17 protein-coding genes and 1 tRNA gene are annotated in these 16,332 nt (G+C 68.3%); 11 read left to right on the forward strand and 7 right to left on the reverse strand.

Features of this window, described 5'->3' with window-relative positions; genetic code table 11:
* Positions 1–47 precede the first annotated feature (47 nt).
* The 4 genes from fabG to R8F63_06135 all read right to left on the reverse strand — a co-directional run bounded on the left by fabG (position 48) and on the right by R8F63_06135 (position 3,169).
* The gene (gene fabG, locus R8F63_06120; protein MDW3218172.1) at positions 48–767 is read right to left on the reverse strand and encodes a 3-oxoacyl-ACP reductase FabG; all 720 of its coding nucleotides are present in this window, start codon (positions 765–767) and stop codon (positions 48–50) included.
* A 33-nt stretch (positions 768–800) separates the two neighbouring features.
* Complete coding sequence (locus tag R8F63_06125; protein MDW3218173.1) at positions 801–1,721, reverse strand: beta-ketoacyl-ACP synthase III; 921 nt, start codon at positions 1,719–1,721, stop codon at positions 801–803.
* Positions 1,721–2,896 carry an ACP S-malonyltransferase gene (gene fabD, locus R8F63_06130; GenBank protein MDW3218174.1) on the reverse strand — a complete coding sequence of 392 codons (1,176 nt, stop codon included), beginning with the start codon at positions 2,894–2,896 and terminating at the stop codon, positions 1,721–1,723. The genes R8F63_06125 and fabD overlap by 1 nt, the downstream gene beginning before the upstream one ends.
* A 123-nt stretch (positions 2,897–3,019) precedes the next feature.
* Positions 3,020–3,169 (reverse strand): hypothetical protein, encoded by a 150-nt coding sequence (locus tag R8F63_06135; protein MDW3218175.1) that lies wholly within the window; start codon positions 3,167–3,169, stop codon positions 3,020–3,022.
* Positions 3,170–3,202: 33 nt separating this feature from the next.
* Here R8F63_06135 and R8F63_06140 point away from each other — a divergent pair.
* The 3 genes from R8F63_06140 to R8F63_06150 all read left to right on the forward strand — a co-directional run bounded on the left by R8F63_06140 (position 3,203) and on the right by R8F63_06150 (position 5,004).
* Positions 3,203–3,286 (forward strand) — tRNA-Leu (locus R8F63_06140).
* Positions 3,287–3,451: 165 nt separating this feature from the next.
* Entirely contained in the window at positions 3,452–4,012 is a 561-nt protein-coding gene (locus R8F63_06145) for a hypothetical protein (protein ID MDW3218176.1), read from the forward strand.
* Between the two features lie 254 nt (positions 4,013–4,266).
* Positions 4,267–5,004 carry a hypothetical protein gene (locus tag R8F63_06150; GenBank protein ID MDW3218177.1) on the forward strand — a complete coding sequence of 246 codons (738 nt, stop codon included), beginning with the start codon at positions 4,267–4,269 and terminating at the stop codon, positions 5,002–5,004.
* Positions 5,005–5,114: 110 nt separating this feature from the next.
* On the opposite strand, the gene R8F63_06155 is transcribed toward R8F63_06150, so the two are convergent.
* Entirely contained in the window at positions 5,115–5,852 is a 738-nt protein-coding gene (locus R8F63_06155; GenBank protein ID MDW3218178.1) for a ribonuclease E inhibitor RraB, read from the reverse strand.
* A 98-nt stretch (positions 5,853–5,950) separates the two neighbouring features.
* Here R8F63_06155 and R8F63_06160 point away from each other — a divergent pair, with 98 nt between their 5' ends.
* Positions 5,951–6,382 (forward strand): SRPBCC family protein, encoded by a 432-nt coding sequence (locus tag R8F63_06160; GenBank protein MDW3218179.1) that lies wholly within the window; start codon positions 5,951–5,953, stop codon positions 6,380–6,382.
* 1 nt (position 6,383) lies between these two features.
* Here the strand turns inward: R8F63_06160 and R8F63_06165 are convergent, their stop codons facing one another.
* Positions 6,384–6,854 carry a DUF3105 domain-containing protein gene (locus tag R8F63_06165; GenBank protein ID MDW3218180.1) on the reverse strand — a complete coding sequence of 157 codons (471 nt, stop codon included), beginning with the start codon at positions 6,852–6,854 and terminating at the stop codon, positions 6,384–6,386.
* Positions 6,855–6,877: 23 nt separating this feature from the next.
* Between R8F63_06165 and R8F63_06170 the strand changes: the two genes are divergently transcribed.
* The 5 genes from R8F63_06170 (at position 6,878) to R8F63_06190 (ending at position 12,359) form a co-directional block, all read left to right on the forward strand.
* Positions 6,878–7,180, forward strand: coding sequence for a hypothetical protein (locus tag R8F63_06170; protein ID MDW3218181.1), 303 nt, complete (start codon positions 6,878–6,880; stop codon positions 7,178–7,180).
* A complete protein-coding gene (locus R8F63_06175) occupies positions 7,177–7,758 on the forward strand; it encodes a response regulator (protein MDW3218182.1) in 582 nt (193 codons plus the stop codon). The genes R8F63_06170 and R8F63_06175 overlap by 4 nt, the downstream gene beginning before the upstream one ends.
* Before the next feature lie 37 nt (positions 7,759–7,795).
* Entirely contained in the window at positions 7,796–10,450 is a 2,655-nt protein-coding gene (gene polA, locus R8F63_06180) for a DNA polymerase I (protein MDW3218183.1), read from the forward strand.
* A 218-nt stretch (positions 10,451–10,668) separates the two neighbouring features.
* On the forward strand, positions 10,669–11,502 hold the full coding sequence (locus tag R8F63_06185) for a DUF559 domain-containing protein (protein ID MDW3218184.1): 834 nt from the start codon (positions 10,669–10,671) through the stop codon (positions 11,500–11,502).
* A gap of 119 nt (positions 11,503–11,621) precedes the next feature.
* The gene (locus R8F63_06190; GenBank protein MDW3218185.1) at positions 11,622–12,359 is read left to right on the forward strand and encodes a class I SAM-dependent methyltransferase; all 738 of its coding nucleotides are present in this window, start codon (positions 11,622–11,624) and stop codon (positions 12,357–12,359) included.
* Here R8F63_06190 and R8F63_06195 read toward each other — a convergent pair.
* Entirely contained in the window at positions 12,351–13,484 is a 1,134-nt protein-coding gene (locus R8F63_06195) for an LLM class flavin-dependent oxidoreductase (protein MDW3218186.1), read from the reverse strand. The genes R8F63_06190 and R8F63_06195 overlap by 9 nt on opposite strands.
* A 131-nt stretch (positions 13,485–13,615) precedes the next feature.
* Between R8F63_06195 and rpsA the strand changes: the two genes are divergently transcribed.
* Together rpsA and R8F63_06205 are read left to right on the forward strand one after the other, a co-directional pair.
* On the forward strand, positions 13,616–15,109 hold the full coding sequence (gene rpsA / locus R8F63_06200) for a 30S ribosomal protein S1 (GenBank protein ID MDW3218187.1): 1,494 nt from the start codon (positions 13,616–13,618) through the stop codon (positions 15,107–15,109).
* Between the two features lie 225 nt (positions 15,110–15,334).
* Positions 15,335–16,330 (forward strand): hypothetical protein, encoded by a 996-nt coding sequence (locus tag R8F63_06205; protein MDW3218188.1) that lies wholly within the window; start codon positions 15,335–15,337, stop codon positions 16,328–16,330.
* Positions 16,331–16,332 lie beyond the last annotated feature (2 nt).

Here is a 16,332-nt window from a genome sequence, read left to right on the forward strand (position 1 = left end):
ATTCTCCATTGCTGGTTGTCGGTCGAAGGCTAGTCAGGTTGGCCTGATCAGCCCATGGAAAGGCCGCCATCGACCGGCAGAACGGTACCGGTGATGTAGGCGGCCTCGTCGGATGCGAGGAAGGCGATGGCGGCGGCGATCTCCTCGGGAGCACCGAGGCGCCCCGTCGGAACCATGGCCAACATGGCTTCGCGCTGGTCGTCGGTGAGTGCCGCGAGCATGTCGGTCTCGATCGGCCCCGGCGCGACGACGTTGGCGGTGATGTTGCGGCTCGCGAACTCCTTCGCCAGCGAGCGGGCGAGCCCGATGAGACCCGCCTTCGACGCGGCGTAGTTGGCCTGCCCGGCCTGGCCACCGAGGCCGACGACGGAGGACACGAAGATCATGCGTCCCCAGCGGCCCCGCATCATGCCCTTGGCGACACGCTTGGCGACCCGGAATCCGCCGGTGAGATTGGCGTCGAGCACGTCGGTGAAGTCGTCGTCACCCATGCGCAGGACGAGGCCGTCCTTCGTGATGCCGGCGTTGCTGACGAGGACCTCGACGGCCCCGATCGACTCCTCGAGCTCGGTGATCGCCGCATCGACGGACGCGCTGTCGGTCACGTCGCATTTCACGACGGTGATCCCCTCGGCATCGACGGGGTCGCCGGAGCGGGACGTGACGGCCACGACATGACCGGCGGCCCGGAAGTGCTTGGCGGTCGCGAGGCCGATGCCGCGGTTGCCGCCGGTGACGAGCACGACGCGGCTCGTGGGGTCAGTCATGGATCGAACTCCTGTGGGGTTGCACCGACGACTTCACCAGCGCACGACGGCGGACGCCCACGCCATGCCGGCGCCGAAGCCGGCCATGAGAACGAGTTTGCCCGGCTCCAACAGGCCGTCATCGGCCGCCTTCGCCATGGCAAGCGGGATGGAGGCACCCGAGGTGTTCCCGGTGGTCTCGAGCACGGTGACGTTGCGGTCCATCGGGATGCCGATCCGCTGGGCCACCGCCTCGATGATGCGGATGTTGGCCTGATGGGGCAGAACGACGTCGATCTCGCCCGGCTCGAGCTCGGCCTTGCGGAGCACGTTCTCGACCGACTGGGTGACGGCGCGCACCGCCTTCTTGAAGACCTCCCGGCCTTCCATCGTGATGAAGCCGTCGTGGTCGCAGTAGAGGATCGGCTGGAGGTTGCCGTCGGCGCCGAAGTCGAACGCGAGGAGCTCGCCCTGCTCGTGCTTCTCCAACACGACGGCGGCGGCGCCGTCGCCGAAGAGGATCGCGGTGCCGCGGTCCGTCCAGTCCATGATAGGGGACAGGGCGTCCGCCCCGATGAGCAGAACACGATCCGGCCCGGTCGGCGCGGTCATCAGGCCGTAGGCGGTGACGTAGCCGTAGGTGAAACCGGCGCAGACGGCGTTGACGTCGAACGCCCCGCAGGTGAGACCGAGGTTCGCCTGCACCACGGCGGACGTGGCGGGGAGCCGCTGGTCCGGCGTGGAGGTGCACAGCACGATGAGGTCGATGTCGGCGGGGGAGAGGTCCGCGTCCTTCAACGCCGCCGCACCCGCTTCCGTCGCCATCTCCGAGGTGACGCCGCCGACGTGGCGGGCGCCGATGCCGGCCCGGGCCCGGATCCACTCGTCGCTCGTGTCCATCATCTCGGCGAGGTCGTCGTTGGTGAGGATCTTCGGCGGCAGCGAGGTGCCGTAGCCGATGGCGCGGACGGTCATCAGCGCGTCCTCAGCCAGGCGATCGGCTGGCGGGAGCTGACCCGTTCGCCTTCGAGCGCGAGCACGCCCATGACCTCGCCCTCGAAGGAGGACACGACCTCGTTCGAGCCGACGGTGCCGAGCACGTGGCCGACGTCGATGCGCAGCCCGGGTTCGATTCCCGGCGCGAGCGTGAAGACGCCGGTGGACGGCGACACCACGAGGCGTTCGGTCGCGAAGAGGTGTTCGCCTTCGAGGAGCGCCGCGTCGGCTTGCGGCTTGCCGGCCAGCTGCTCCAGCAGCCCGTCGAGATCCGCGGGCGTGGCGATGTTGATGCGGTTGCCCGTCTTCACCGTGCGCTTGACGAGGCCCGTCAGCACGGTGCCGGGACCGAGCTCGACGAACGTGTTGAAGCCGTCGATCTCGAGCGTCCGCAAGGTCTGGCGCCAGCGGACGGGCGAGCAGAGCTGGGCGCCGAGCAGGTCCGGCCAGTCCGCCGCGTCGGTGTGGGAGGTGGCGTCGACGTTCGCGTAGACCGGCTGCTCCGGGTCCCGGAACTCGACCTGGTCGATCGCCTTGCGGAGTCGATCACGGGCCGGGGCCATGAGCGGCGTGTGGAACGCACCGCCGACCGGGATCCGCATCGCCCGTTTCGCGCCGAGGTCCTTCGCGATCTCGCAGGCCCTGTCGAGATCGGCGGGCACGCCGGCGATGACGACCTGCCCGGGCGCGTTGTAGTTGGCGATCCAGACATCACCGGCCGCCCGCTGGCAGGCGATGTCGACCTGGTCGTCCTCGAGACCGAGGAGGGCCGCCATGGTGCCGTCCTGCTCCTCCGCCGCGGCCTGCATCGCGTCGCCCCGCTCGGTCACGAGGCGCACGGTGTCGCTGTAGTCGAGCGCGCCGGCGGCCGTGAGCGCCGAGTACTCGCCGAGGCTGTGACCCGCGTGGGCGACGGCCTCCGCGCCGAGCCGGCTCACGGCGTCCAGCACGACCATCGAGGTGACGAACGTCGCGAGCTGCGCGTTGCGGGTCATCGTCAGCTCGTCGGCGTCGGTCTCGAGCAGCAGCGCCGCAACGTCGCGATCGGCGGCGTCCGATGCTTCCTCCACCAGCTCCCAGGACGGGTGGTCAGCCCACGCGGCCCCCATGCCGGGAGCCTGCGACCCCTGGCCGGGATAGGTGAAGACGATCATGGTTGTGGGCCCTCCGACGACGACGACAGCACGGACGAACGCACCGCTTACTGCTTCTGACCTCTGATCGTGCCAGTTGGTTTCGTTACCCGCAGGTAATCCGGGTGAAGTTCGTCACCCTGCTCAGGTCGCGCCGTTGGCGGTCGGGTCACCGGGGCGGGGCCAGTCGTGGAGGTCGGCCTCGTGGCGGCGGATCGAGACCTCCCGAATCGCCGCGATGATCGCCACGAGAACGAGGAGGCGGAACAGGCGGGATCGGGTGCGGGGAGCCATGCCCGGAAGGCTACGCTGCGCGGACACGCACCCGCCCGGGTGGTGGAATTGGCAGACACGACGGACTCAAAATCCGTTGCTTTCACGAGCGTGCGGGTTCAAGTCCCGCCCCGGGCACCGTTGTTGGCGAGATCGCCGCGGCTCGAGGCCCGCGAAACCCGGACGGTGTTTCGAGGTTCCATGTCCCTGCGGCACCGGACGGACACCGCCGGGTGGACGTCTGCTGGTTGCGGCCGGTATTGGCGGTCCCTCCACAGGGCGACCGTCGTAACGTCGGAGTCGATGGCCAATAGCGAGAGCCGGCTTGGCCGGCGGTACCTCATCGACACCCACATCATCGATGCCGCCGACGCCGCATCTGAGCGGCTGTGGGAGCTGCATGACGGGGGGTGGATTCAGCTCTGTCGGTCGGACGCAATGGACACCGAACTTCTCGACCGTGCCGATGAACGCCACCGTGAGCTACTCCTGAACCGCTCCGCGGAGATCGTGGAGGTTCTGGGTGTGGGCGTTGTCGGCCACTCGCGAGTTGGTCACATGGTGGTCGGAAGCGACGAGGAGTCGAAGGACTGGGACGAGCTGTGGGAGCTGATGTGGCCGAATGCAGATCGATCCTCAACCTCTCGCACGAACCGCACCCGAATCCGCGACGCGATGCACGTGTTGACCGCCGCCCGGTACGCCTACGACGGGTTCGTCACCAAGGACCGAGGAGTACTCGCTGCCTCCTCAGCGGTGAGAGCTCGGTTCGGGCTCTGGGTGGTCAGCCCGTTCGACCTACTGCCACATCTCGAACGGCTGATCGGACGGTGGGATCAGCGAAGGTTCGAGGACGACCGGTGACCCTGCCCAGTCCACGGCGTGCCGGCTGCGGACAGCGGCGGACGAGCGGCTGTCGCGGCCCCGGAACCAGTGGTCGTTCTGGTTCGTCGTAGATGTTGATGCGTCATCCGACTCTCGTGTTCGCGGCAGTGCTACTCGTCGCCTCGTGCTCGGGTAGTGCGCCGACGGAGCCGATCGGCAAGCCGTCACCCGCGACACCGGACGATGAGCAGCTCAGGAGCGGGCCAAGCGCGGACGAGGTGGACGTAGTCGCGTTGACCGATTTCCTCGCCGCGGGCGCCTGGCGAGTCGTCGAAGTCGACGGTGCTCCGATCCTCGACGGCCCGGGCCTGGGTGGCGGTTCAGCGGGCGAGCTGCGCATTGGCGGGTGTCTACTCGGATCGGACTTCGGCGCCGCCGTGAATCCCGACGGCACGCTCGATGTGGATCCCGGTCGCCCCCTCGTCGACTATGAGTGTGATCCGAGTCCGACGCCGGTCGACACGCAGAGGCTTGTCGGCGACATCGTGTTCGGGAGCCCGGCGATCGTGGTCGATGCCGACGCCGCCCGCGTCGGACTCGTGTCCGAGGTCGGCACGCTGCACCTGCGTCAGTACGCCGACGTGGCGGACTTGCGTGGCGAGTGGGAGGTGCAGGCACTGAATGGTGAGTCGATCCAGAGCGATCTTCGGCTGGCGTTCGGTCAAGTCGGATCTGGCGACCGGGCCGGGGCGGTGGAGCTGCGGGCGTGCGGCGCTGTGGTTGCGACGTACCACTACGATCTGTCGGCCATCTTCGACGGTGGCGACGCCGTCCGTCCGCCCTCTTGCGAAAGTGCCGACTCCGACGAGGTCGAGGCCGTCAACGCGGTCCTCCGTCGCTTGGCCGTGCTGTTGGAGCTCGATGACGACCGCGCTGACTTCTTCGACGGCGGCGATCGCCTGCACCTGACGCGGAGTCTTGCACTTGGACCGGTTGCCCCTGGCGAGAAGGCGGAATCGATCGAGGAATAGCCCGAAAACACCGAGCCTGCGGTATGGCGTGCTGACCCATGCCGCGTGCCTCTCCGCCGACGAGGTGTGGTCGGTCACCCCGAGGCCACTCGAGGCGGCCGTGCCGGCTGTCAGCGGTTCCGCCGCCACCACCGTCGTCTGGTTCGCACGATCGGGGCTCCCCATCCAACATGGCTGCCACCGTGTCGCTCGGCGGCCTCGCGTACTCTTCCGACGATCTCGGAGATGCCGCCGGGAGGTGCCACTACGGGGTCATGTCGGGTGACTTGCACGAGGACGTGGCCTGGGTTGGTCGTGGAGTCGGTGAGCATGAATCCGTCGGCTCTGACTTCGTCGATGAACGCCTCAGCAGCACGGGACTCGGAGAACGACGCCTGGTGATCGACCGGCCGGGGCTCGCGTCCGTCGTCGCCCTGCTCGAACAACGTCGCCCAAACCTTCAGGTCGCCCTCGGACTGTGCCTCGGCCTCATCGGGGCGGAGGAACTCGTCGAGGAAGGACCACTCCGGGTCGTCGAAGAAGACGAGGTCGGTCCATCCCGCCTCCCACTCGTCGGCGCGAGCGGGCCTGACCGGCACGTACGCGATCGAGAGCAGTTCCACCGAGCTTCGGAGATGTCCGGCGTACGCCCCGCCCGCTGCCTCGATCTGGCTCACCAGGGCCTCCTCCAGCGCCACGATGCGGCTTGACGGCGGGTCGCCTTCGATTGCCAGCGATGCGATGACGGCAACGGGGCAGTCCCCGAGCGGCGCACGCTCCAGGAGCTCGGCAGACACCATCACGGTCCCGGGCACGTCGTAGCGCGTAATCGGATACAGCCTCCAGCCATCCTCCACGGTCGCGAGCATATGGCGGAACGCTCACGTGGGCCCGGGGTTCACTCCGGGAGCGACCGCCTCGGATCCGCGACGTGGACGTGCGGGACGGGAGTGGTCAGACTGACGACATGACCGAACGCGCCGTTTCCCGTTCCCGTGTGATCAAGGCCTCGCCGGAGGACATCTTCGCGATCGTCGCCAGCCCGGCCGGCCACGTCCAGATCGACGGCTCGGGGACGGTGCGCGAGAACATCGACGGGCCCGATCGACTCGAGCTCGGGTCGAAGTTCCGCATGGACATGAAGATGGGCGTCCCGTACAAGATGTGGTCGACGGTCGTGGAGTACGAGGAGAACCGTCTCATCGCCTGGGCGCACTTCGGCAAGCACCGCTGGCGCTTCGAGCTCGAGCCGACCGACGAGGGCACGAACGTGACCCACACCTTCGACTGGTCGACCGCCCGTTCCCCGAAGTTCATCGAGATCATGGGCTACCCGAAGAAGCACCCGGCCAATCTGGAGGCGACCCTCGAACGTCTCGCCGGCGTGGTCGAGGCCTGACTCAGTCGTCGCCGGGGGCATCCCCCGAACGGGCGGCGGCGAAGCTGACGATCCGCTCCACGTCGAGCGAGTTGCACGTGAGCTTCCAGGTCCAGGCGGTGGCAACGATCGGTGTCGACAGCTCTTCCCCGGGAGCGACGACGATGTCGACGTCGGTGCGCTCGGCGAGTGGATCGACCATGCCGGGATCGATCGACGCGTCGTACTGCACGAGGATGGAGCCCGACTCGAGGACGTTCACCTGAGCGGCCGGCGCGAGTGGCGATTCGAGGGCGCCGACGGGCGATGGGCCCGAGAGATGGGGGCCTGACGTGGGTTGGCCGCCGTCGAACTGGACCGCCTCGGGGTCGATCACGTGCTGGATACTCAGCGGGTCCTCGGGCTCGCGGACTTCGGTGCACGACGAGGATGCGTCGTCGCCGCAGCCCGTGATGACCATCGCGAGCAGGGCAAACGCGCCGATGAACCGCATCCCGACAGCGTAAGGTGGTCCGCATGGCTTCTGGTGGGGCGAACGCCCAGGTCGAGCGCAAACTGCGGAAGGTGAGCGAACAGCTGCGGTCGCTCCGCGACGATCTGCGGGTCAGCGAGGAGCAGCTCGTGCAGCTGTCCGACGAGGCCGAGGACGCTCGTATCCGTGCACTGGTGTCGGAAACGCCCGTTGCCGAGAAGGAGCACCGCAAGGCGACTCGCCATGCGGACCGGCTCCGGGCGTCGCGTGACGCCGCCGTCGCCCGGATCGCCGACCTGGAGCGTCAGCAGGACGAGCTGCTGGACCGGCTCACCGCATCCACGTGAGCGACACCGTCACCGTCGTGGTGGCCGAGGACGAGGCGATCATCCGGCTCGACCTCGTCGAGACCCTGCGAGGCGAGGGCTACGACGTCGTGGCCGACACCGGGCGGGGCGACGAGGCCGTCGATCTCGTGACCGCCCACCAGCCCGATGTCGCCGTCCTCGACGTGAAGATGCCCGGCCTCGACGGGATCGAAGCGGCCGGCCGGATCACGGAGCTCGGTGGCACGGCGGTCGTCCTGCTCACGGCGTTCAGTCAGCGTGAGCTCGTCGAACGGGCCGCGGCGGCCGGCGCCATGGCCTATCTCGTGAAGCCGTACCAGCGGGCCGATCTCGTCCCCGCGATCGAGACGGCGCTCGCCCGCTTCCGCGAGCATCACGAGCTCCAGGGCCAGGTCGGCGATCTCGCCGAGAAGCTCGAGGTGCGCAAGCTCGTGGACCGGGCCAAGGGGCGCCTGATCGACGATCACGGACTGTCGGAAGGTGCTGCGTTCCGGTTCCTCCAGACCACGGCGATGGCCAAGCGACGGACCATGGCCGCGGTCGCCGAGGACGTGCTGCGCGGCAACCTCGTTCCCTGACCACGGCGTCGGAGCGGCCGCGTTAGGGTCGGCGGCGATGGCCAAAGTGATGTTGATCGACGGGAACTCGCTGACCTATCGCGCGTTCTTCGCCCTCCCCACCGACATGGCCACGGCCAGCGGTCAGGTGACCAACGCGGTGTTCGGGTTCACCTCGATGCTGATCAACCTGATCAAGGACCACCAGCCCGATCACATCGGCGTGGCCTTCGACCGGCCGGAGCCGACGTTCCGCCACGAGATGACGCCGACGTACAAGGCCCAGCGGGAATCGGCGCCCGACATCCTGCGTCAACAGATGGGGCTGGTACGCGAGGTGCTCGAGGCGTTGAAGATCCCGTCGATCGAGGTCGTGGGGTTCGAGGCGGACGACATCATCGCGACGCTGGCCACCCAGGGGCGGGACCGCAAGGACGACGTGATCGTCGTGACCGGCGACCGCGACAGCTATCAGCTGGTCGAGGATCCGCACGTGAAGGTGCTCTACAACAAGCGTGGCGTCTCGGACTACGCCTTCTACGACGAGGCCGGGATCCTCGAGCGGACAGGGGTGAAGCCGAGCGACTACGTCCAGTACGCGGCACTCCGGGGTGACAACTCCGACAACCTGCCGGGCGTGCCGGGCGTCGGTGAGAAGACGGCGGCCAAGCTCATCAACGAGCGGGGCGGCATCGACGGGATCTACCAGGTGCTCGACGAGCTCACGCCGAAGCTGCGCGAGAATCTCGCCGCGAACGAGGCGAACGTCCGCAACAACGTCGAGATGATGGTGCTGGTCCGTGACGTCAAGCTCGACATCGGCATCGACGACTTGAACCGGGGTGACCACGACTCCGACGAGGTGCGGAAGCTGTTCGACTTCCTGGAGTTCCGCACGCTCCACGACCGGCTGGCCGAGGCGCTCGGCGGCGAGGTCGGGCCCGGCGCCGAGGTGCTGGAGGCCGAGCCGACGACCTTCGAGACGGCCGGCGACGCCGTTGCCGCGCTGGCCGCGGCCGGCAGCGGGAGCGGGGTGCTCGCGCTCGCGGTGCCGGATGCGGGCATCGACGACGGGCTGGCGTTCGTCATCGACGGCGCCGCCGCGGAGGTCGGGTTCGTGCCCGGCTCGCTGCTGAGTGACGAGAAGGTGATCGAGGCCCTGCGGGACCTGCTCGGCCCCGACGGCCGTCCGGTCGCGATGCACGGGGCGAAGGCCACCGCCCGGCGGCTGCTCGACCTCGGCGTCGACCTGCGGGACCTGCGGGTGGACACGCGGCTCGCTGCGTACCTGCTGGACCCGGCGGACAACCGCTATGACCTGGGAGAACTCCTCCTGCGCTACGTCGGCATGGAGCTGCCGGAGTCCGGCGCGCCCGACGGGCAGCTGGATCTCGACGGCGACCACGACGACGTAGCGGCCGAGCCGTGCCGGGCTGCGCTGGCGATCGACCGCCTCGTCGAGCCGCTGATCGAGGCGATGACGGCGCAAGGCCTGGTCGACCTCCACGACGACCTCGAAGTGCCGCTCGTGCGGGTGCTGGCCCGCATGGAAGCGCTCGGTATCGGCGTCGATCCGGCCGTCCTCACCCGCATCCGGGACGAACTGACCGCGGAGACCGAGGGGCTGCGGGAGGCCGTGATCAACGAGGCGGGGCACGACTTCAACGTGAACTCCACCAAGCAGCTGCGCGAGGTCCTCTTCGACGAGCTCGGGCTCACCCCGCAGAAGAAGACGAAGACCGGCTTCAGCACGGACGCCCAGTCGCTGGAGAAGATGCGCGACGAGCACCCCATCGTCGAGCACCTGCTGGCGTACCGCGAGATCGAGAAGCTCCGGTCCACCTACGGGGAGGGTCTGCTGGCCGAGGTCGGACCGGGCGACCGGATCCGGGCGACGTTCCAGCAGACCGTCGCCCGCACCGGGCGGCTGAGCTCGGACAAGCCGAATCTCCACAACATTCCCGTGCGATCCGATCGTGGGCGGGTGTTTCGCACCGCGTTCGTCGCCAAGCCCGGCCACAAGCTGCTGATCGCGGACTACGACCAGATCGAGCTTCGCTGCATCGCCCACCTGGCCGAGGATCCGGGTCTGCTGGAGGCGTTCCGGGCGGGCGACGACATCCACACCGCGACCGCCGCCCGCGTCTTCGACATCGCACCGGAGGACGTGCACGTCGAGGAGCGCAGCAAGGCGAAGATGGTGTCCTACGGCCTCGCCTACGGCATGGAGTCCTACGGGCTCGCCCAGCGGCTCAACATCCCCGTGTCCGAGGCGGCGGAGATCCTCGAGAGCTACTTCGAGGCGTTCCCGTCGGTGAAGCAGTACATGGACGACACGGTTGAGGAGGCCCGCGAGCGGGGCTACACGGAGACGTTGTTCGGGCGCCGGCGCCAGATCCCCGAGCTGTCATCGGGGAATCGCCAGGTCCGCATGGCGGGGGAGCGGCAGGCGATGAACGCCGGCATCCAGGGTCTCGCCGCCGACATCTTCAAGGTCGCCCTGGTCCGCCTCGACCAGCGAATCGAGGACGCCGGGCTCGAGAGCCGCATCGTCCTGCAGGTCCACGACGAGATCATCGTGGAGGCGCCCGACGCGGAAGTGGAGCAGGCGAGCGACCTCATGCGCGAGACGATGGAGAACGCGTTCGAGCTCGCCGTCCCGCTCGCCGTCGATCTCCAGGTCGCCACCACCTGGGCCGACGCCAAAGGCTGACCGCAACCCCTTCCGTTCTGGGTGAACGGGGGCGCGGTTTCCAGCCGTATGTTCACCCAGAACGAGATCGGGGCCGGCGCTGTCACACCTCGGCGCAAGTCTGTGCCCATGCACGACTACGACCGAACCATCGCCCTGATCGCCCTCGACCAGCACGGCGTGATGAGTCGCCGCCAACTGCGCAACGCGGGTTAACGACCGGGGTCATTTCCCGGCGGGTGGCCGCCGGGCGCCTCACGGCCGTCTCGGCGCGGGTGCTGCGCGTCGCCGGGGCGGCGCCGAGCGAGGCGTCGCAACTCATGGCGGCCGTTCTCGACGTGGACGACCACGCGTGCGTCTCGCATGCGTCGGCCGCCGGGCTCTGGGGGTTCACCGGGTTTCGCGCATTGCCGCCGACGATCACCGGAATCCGGCGGACCGGACGATCGGCCGCGACCCTGCCCCATGAGCTGCACCGTCCGCGCCGGCTCCTCCCGCACCACGTGGTGGAGCTGGACGGACTCCGGATCACGACGCCAACCCGGACACTGTTCGATCTCGCTGCGTTGCCGACCGTATGGCCGAAGCGTGTCGAACTGCTGCTGGACAGTGCCTGGTCGCGCGGTCTGGTCAGCCACGCGTCGCTCACCCGCATGCTGGGCGAGATCGGCCGGCGGGGGCGGGCGGGCACGGTCCTGATGCGGGAACTGCTCGCCGCCCGTCCCCCGGACCACCGACCACCCGAGTCGAACCTCGAGTCCCGATTCGACGAACTGGCCCGGCGAGCGGGCTTCACCGGCTTCGAGCGGCAGGTGGATGTCGGAGGCGAGGACGGTTGGATCGGCCGCGTCGACTTCCTCGACCCGCGCCGCAGGATCGTCGTCGAGGTCGACTCGGAGCGCTTCCACTCCTCGTTGACCGATCGGCATCGCGACGACAGCCGCCACGCTGCCCTACGGGACGCCGGGTATCTCGTGGAGTCCTTCACCGACCACGACCTGTTCCACGACGCCGACGGCGTGATCGACCGGCTGCATGCGCTCCACCGAGCGGCCACCCTCCGTTCCGGGTGAGCCGAGGCGCGGTTTCCAGCCGTATGTTCACCCAGAACGAGAAGGGCGGGGTTCTGGGTGAGCGGGGGCGCGGTTTTCAGCCGTATGTTCACCCAGAACGAGAGGGGGGAGAGCGCTCGATGGGGGAGTACGACCACTGGTTCGAGGGGTTGGCGGACCACATGGGGGCGGCGTATCTGCGGTACTCGTTCACGAAGGGGACCGTGCGGGAGATCGACGCGCTCGTCGAGCGGCTGGGGTTGCGGGCTCCGGCGAGGATCCTCGACGTCGGCTGTGGGCCGGGGCGCCATGCCAACGAGTTGGGGCGCCGCGGGTTCGAGGTGCACGGCGTGGACATCAGTGAGACGTTCCTGGAGGTCGCCCGGCGAGACGCCCCCGACGGGGTCACCTACGCCCGTGAGGATGCCCGTGACCTGCCCTTTCGCGAGGAGTTCGACCTCGCGATCTCGATCTGCCAGGGCGCGTTCGGTCTCGCCGGCGGTCCGGCGGCAGGGGAGCGCCTCGACCCCGATCTCGAGATACTGGCGGCCATGGCCCGCTCCCTTCGCCCGGGCGGAACGCTCGTGTTCACGGCGTTCAGCGCCTACCTCCAGGTGGCGAACCTGCTCGACGGGAACGACTTCGACGCCGACAGCGGTGTCCACCGCGAGACGACCGAGATCCGCGACGGGGACGGCACCGTCACGACGGCAGATCTCTGGACGACCTGCTTCACCCCGCGCGAACTCCGCCTCATGTGTGGCGCCGTCGGGCTCGAGGTCCGCTCGATCGATGCGGTCGAACCCGGCCGGTGGCAGCCCCGTCCTCCCGATGTCGACTCGCCCGAATTCCTGGTGATCGCCGAGGTGTCAGCCTGATCGCGATCGGAAGTACGGGAGGACGTGCTCGCCCAGGTTGCGCAGCGTCTCGAGCTGCGGTTCCTGGGGGATCGTGCCCATCTGGACGAGGAAGAGGATCTCGTCGGCCCCCGCATCGATGAGCCGCGACACGTAGCCGATGCAGTCGTCGACGGTGCCGTACGCGTGGTTCGGGTTGAGCATCGCCATCTTCGGATCCGAGAAATCGACCCGGACCTGCTCCGAGCCGATGGACGTCTCGATGACCGCCGTGCCGTCCCGCTCGGTGCGGCTGTCGTGGGGCCAGCTGTCGGGATCGGGCAGCGGCGTCTTGCCATCGCTCGACCAGTGCCCGATGGACTCGAGGAAGAAGCGCTGGCCCCGCACGCCGAGGCGGCGGGCCTCCTCGCCGTCCTCGAGCACGACGGCCGGGCAGAGCGCCGCCAGGTGCTCGGTCGGCCGCACGCCGACCTGCTCCTCCGGATCGCGGTTCGCGAAGGCCTCCCGGTAGACGCGGTTCTTCTCCGCGACCTGTTCGGGGCCGCCGAAGCCGAGCACGAGTGCGCCGATGCCCCGCGAACCGGCATCGACCAGCGTCGCGGTCTGCGTGCAGGCCTGGTAGAGCGGCGGGTGCGGCGTCTGGAGCGGCTTCGGATGGATCGGACGCGGCGGAACATCGACGAAGCGGCCGTGGTGCTCGACGACGTCCTCCACCCAGAACCGGGGCACGAGCCGCATCGCCTCGTCGACCATCGGGCCGAGCTCGGACTTCTCGTAGCCGAACGTGCCGGCCTCCTGCTCCGTGCCCCCCTTGCCGAAGCCGACGTGGAGTCGCCCGCCGGAGAGGATGTCGAGGGTGGCGCAGCGTTCGGCCACCTTGACCGGGTGGTTCATCTTCGGCGGTAGACAGATCACGCCGTGACCGATGCCGATACGGCTCGTCGCGCCCGCCAGGTAGGCCAGGAACGTCTCGGGCGCGCTCATGTGCGCGTACATCGTCAGGGCGGTGTGTTCGACGGCCCAGATCACGTCGAAGCCGAGCTCCTCGGCCAGCAGGGCCTGCTCCAGGGTCTCGGCGAACACCTGATGATCGCCCTCTCGGGTCGGGTTGGCCGTCTGGGCCTCGTAGATCAGCGAGAACTTCATGGGCGTGGGCCGGACAGTAGCCGCCACGGGAGTTTCTGGAGGACGCCAGGGCTAGCCTTGCAAGGCTGTCTTTCTGACAGGGCTCCCGGGTCCGATACCCGAGCGTCAACTCGATTGGACGAGAAGAAGCAATGACTGACACCGCAGCCGACGAGACCCAGTTCGGCACCTTCGATTCCGAAGGCAACTACACCCCCCGCCAGATCGTCGACGCCGACCTCGGTGGCGTCGACATCGAAGAGGCCTACACGAGCACGATGGTGCTCGTCGAAGACGGCCAGCTCGTCGAGGGCACCGTCGTCCGGGTCGACCAGGACGAGGTCCTGCTCGACATCGGCTACAAGTCCGAAGGCGTGATCCCGAGCCGCGAGCTCTCGATTCGCAACGACGTCGATCCCAACGAGGTCGTCTCGATGGGCGACTCGATCGAAGCCCTCGTGATCACCAAGGAAGACAAGGAAGGGCGTCTCGTCCTCTCCAAGAAGCGCGCCCAGTACGAGCGCGCCTGGGGCAAGATCGAAGAGATCAAGGAAGCCGAGGGCATGGTCAAGGGCCCGGTGATCGAGGTCGTCAAGGGCGGTCTGATCATCGACATCGGCCTGCGGGGCTTCCTGCCGGCGTCGCTGGTCGAGCTGCGCCGTGTGCGCGACCTCCAGCCCTACGTGGGCAAGGAGCTCGAGGCCAAGATCATCGAACTCGACAAGAATCGCAACAATGTCGTTCTCTCCCGTCGGGCCTGGCTCGAGGAGACGCAGAAGGAACAGCGCGAGGCGTTCCTCGACAACCTCAAGCCGGGCGAGAAGCGCACCGGTGTGGTGTCCTCCGTCGTCAACTTCGGCGCCTTCGTCGATCTCGGCGGCATGGACGGCCTTGTGCACGTCTCGGAGCTCTCGTGGAAGCACGTCGACCATCCGTCCTCCGTCGTCACCGTCGGCGACGAGATCGAGGTCGAGGTGCTCGAGGTCGATCTCGATCGTGAGCGCATCAGCCTGTCGCTGAAGGCGACGCAGCAGGATCCGTGGCAGGAGTTCGCCGGATCGCACCGCGTGGGCGAGCTGGTCTACGGCCGGGTCACCAAGCTCGTGCCGTTCGGTTCGTTCGTCCAGGTCGGCGACGGCATCGAGGGTCTCGTCCACATCTCCGAGATGTCGGCGCACCATGTCGACCTGCCCGAGCAGGTCGTCACGCCGGGCGAGGAGCTGTGGGTCAAGATCATCGATCTCGATCTCCAGCGCCGCCGGATCAGCCTGTCGATCAAGCAGGCCGCCGAGGGTGGCGAGGTCGCCGCCGAGTACCAGGAGCACTTCGGTGCCCACGCCTACGACAACGAGGGCAACTATCTCGGTGAGGACACCGCCTCCGAGGGTCAGCAGGCCTGGGAGGAGTACTACGCCGAGGCCGGCGAGGACGCTCCGGCGCCGGGGACGACCGAGGTGGCCGAGGACGGCACCGAGTACGAGTACGAGTACGTCGAGGAAGAGGTCGAGGTCGAGGTCGCCGAGGGCGAGGAGCCCGCGGCGGCAGTCGCCGACGAGCCTGCTGCGGCCGAGGCGCCCGCTGCCGACGAACCGGCGGCCGAAGCAGCCGACGAACCGGCGGCCGAAGCAGCCGACGAAGAGGCCTGATCCGGGCGGCCCACGGCCGCTCTGCAACCGAGTCCACGGACGGGCGCCCCACGGGGCGTCCGTTCCGCGTTTGCGTCAAGAACACACGGGAAAGCGCCGTTGAAGAGCACGTCCTCCGGACGTCTCACGCGTGTCGGGACCCAAGTCCCGAGCCAAAGCCTCAACAACGAGGCGGCGCTTCCGACAGGGGGACCGCAGAAGGTCACTCTCCCCAACGAGGTTCCCGTGAGTTCCCGTAAGACACTCATCTTGATCGCAGCGATTGCGGCCGGCGTCTTCGCCGGCGTGGCGTTGCTCAACTACGTCCGAGGCATCGAAAGCGATGTCTACGCAGACGCTCAGCCCGTCGACGTGCTGATCGCCACCGCGGACATCCCCGAGGGGACCCCGGTTGCGCAGGCGCTCGACTCGATCGAGCGTCAGCAGATCCCGTTGAACATCCGGCCGGCGACGTTCGTCTCTCCGGACAACCTGGACCCGATCACCGGCCTCGTCTCGCAGGGCGAGATCGTGCGCAACCAGATCATCGTCAAGGGCCTGTTCGTCGACCCATCGGTGGTGACGCTCTCGCTCAAGGACCAGATCCCGACCGGCAACGTGGCCTTCTCGATGGAACTCGACACGGTCCGGGCGGTTGGTGGCTACCTCCAGCCCGGTGACGAGGTCAACATGATGATCACGCACGGGTCGAACTGTGCCACCGAGGAGGATCCGACCGACGAGACGCTCGACTTCGACGAGCTCGGTTCGGTCGACAACGGTCAGGGGAACTCGTTCGGGGCGAACATCTCCGCCGAGAGTGAGTCCTACTGCACCTACACGCAGCCGGCCCGGTATCTCTACCAGCGGGTCGAGATCCTCGCGATCGGCGCCCGCCAGCAGATCCAGACCGGCGAGGTCGACAACCGGGCGCTGACCCCGCAGGGCGGCACCATCACCTTCCTGGTGCCGAACGAGGCCGCCCAGCTGCTCGCCTCGGTCGCTCCCGGCGACGTCTACCTCACGCTGCTTCCCGAGGACTACGAGGTCGAGGCGCTGCCGGCGCTCACGGCCGCCCTCATGTCGAACGCCACCCCCGCCGAGCTCTCGGACTGTGCGACCCCGTACGGCCCCGACGGCTTCATCGAGGGTGACGCCACCACCGTCAGCGAAGGCGTGGATCTGACCAGCAACTACGTGCTCGGTCACTGCGTCCCGATCTGGCTCGAAGAGGGAGAGTGAAC

The sequence above is a fragment of the Acidimicrobiales bacterium genome, from assembly GCA_033344915.1.
Taxonomy (GTDB): Bacteria; Actinomycetota; Acidimicrobiia; order Acidimicrobiales; family Aldehydirespiratoraceae; genus JAJRXC01.

Coding starts and splice junctions, on each gene's coding strand:
- R8F63_06170 (MDW3218181.1), top strand. CDS start 6,878: ATGGCTTCTGGTGGGGCGAACGCCCAGGTCGAGCGCAAACTGCGGAAG.
- R8F63_06145 (MDW3218176.1), top strand. CDS start 3,452: ATGGCCAATAGCGAGAGCCGGCTTGGCCGGCGGTACCTCATCGACACC.
- R8F63_06190 (MDW3218185.1), top strand. CDS start 11,622: ATGGGGGAGTACGACCACTGGTTCGAGGGGTTGGCGGACCACATGGGG.
- R8F63_06135 (MDW3218175.1), bottom strand. CDS start 3,169: ATGGCTCCCCGCACCCGATCCCGCCTGTTCCGCCTCCTCGTTCTCGTG.
- fabG (MDW3218172.1), bottom strand. CDS start 767: ATGACTGACCCCACGAGCCGCGTCGTGCTCGTCACCGGCGGCAACCGC.
- polA (MDW3218183.1), top strand. CDS start 7,796: ATGGCCAAAGTGATGTTGATCGACGGGAACTCGCTGACCTATCGCGCG.
- R8F63_06195 (MDW3218186.1), bottom strand. CDS start 13,484: ATGAAGTTCTCGCTGATCTACGAGGCCCAGACGGCCAACCCGACCCGA.
- R8F63_06155 (MDW3218178.1), bottom strand. CDS start 5,852: ATGCTCGCGACCGTGGAGGATGGCTGGAGGCTGTATCCGATTACGCGC.
- R8F63_06125 (MDW3218173.1), bottom strand. CDS start 1,721: ATGACCGTCCGCGCCATCGGCTACGGCACCTCGCTGCCGCCGAAGATC.
- fabD (MDW3218174.1), bottom strand. CDS start 2,896: ATGATCGTCTTCACCTATCCCGGCCAGGGGTCGCAGGCTCCCGGCATG.
- R8F63_06165 (MDW3218180.1), bottom strand. CDS start 6,854: ATGCGGTTCATCGGCGCGTTTGCCCTGCTCGCGATGGTCATCACGGGC.
- R8F63_06160 (MDW3218179.1), top strand. CDS start 5,951: ATGACCGAACGCGCCGTTTCCCGTTCCCGTGTGATCAAGGCCTCGCCG.
- rpsA (MDW3218187.1), top strand. CDS start 13,616: ATGACTGACACCGCAGCCGACGAGACCCAGTTCGGCACCTTCGATTCC.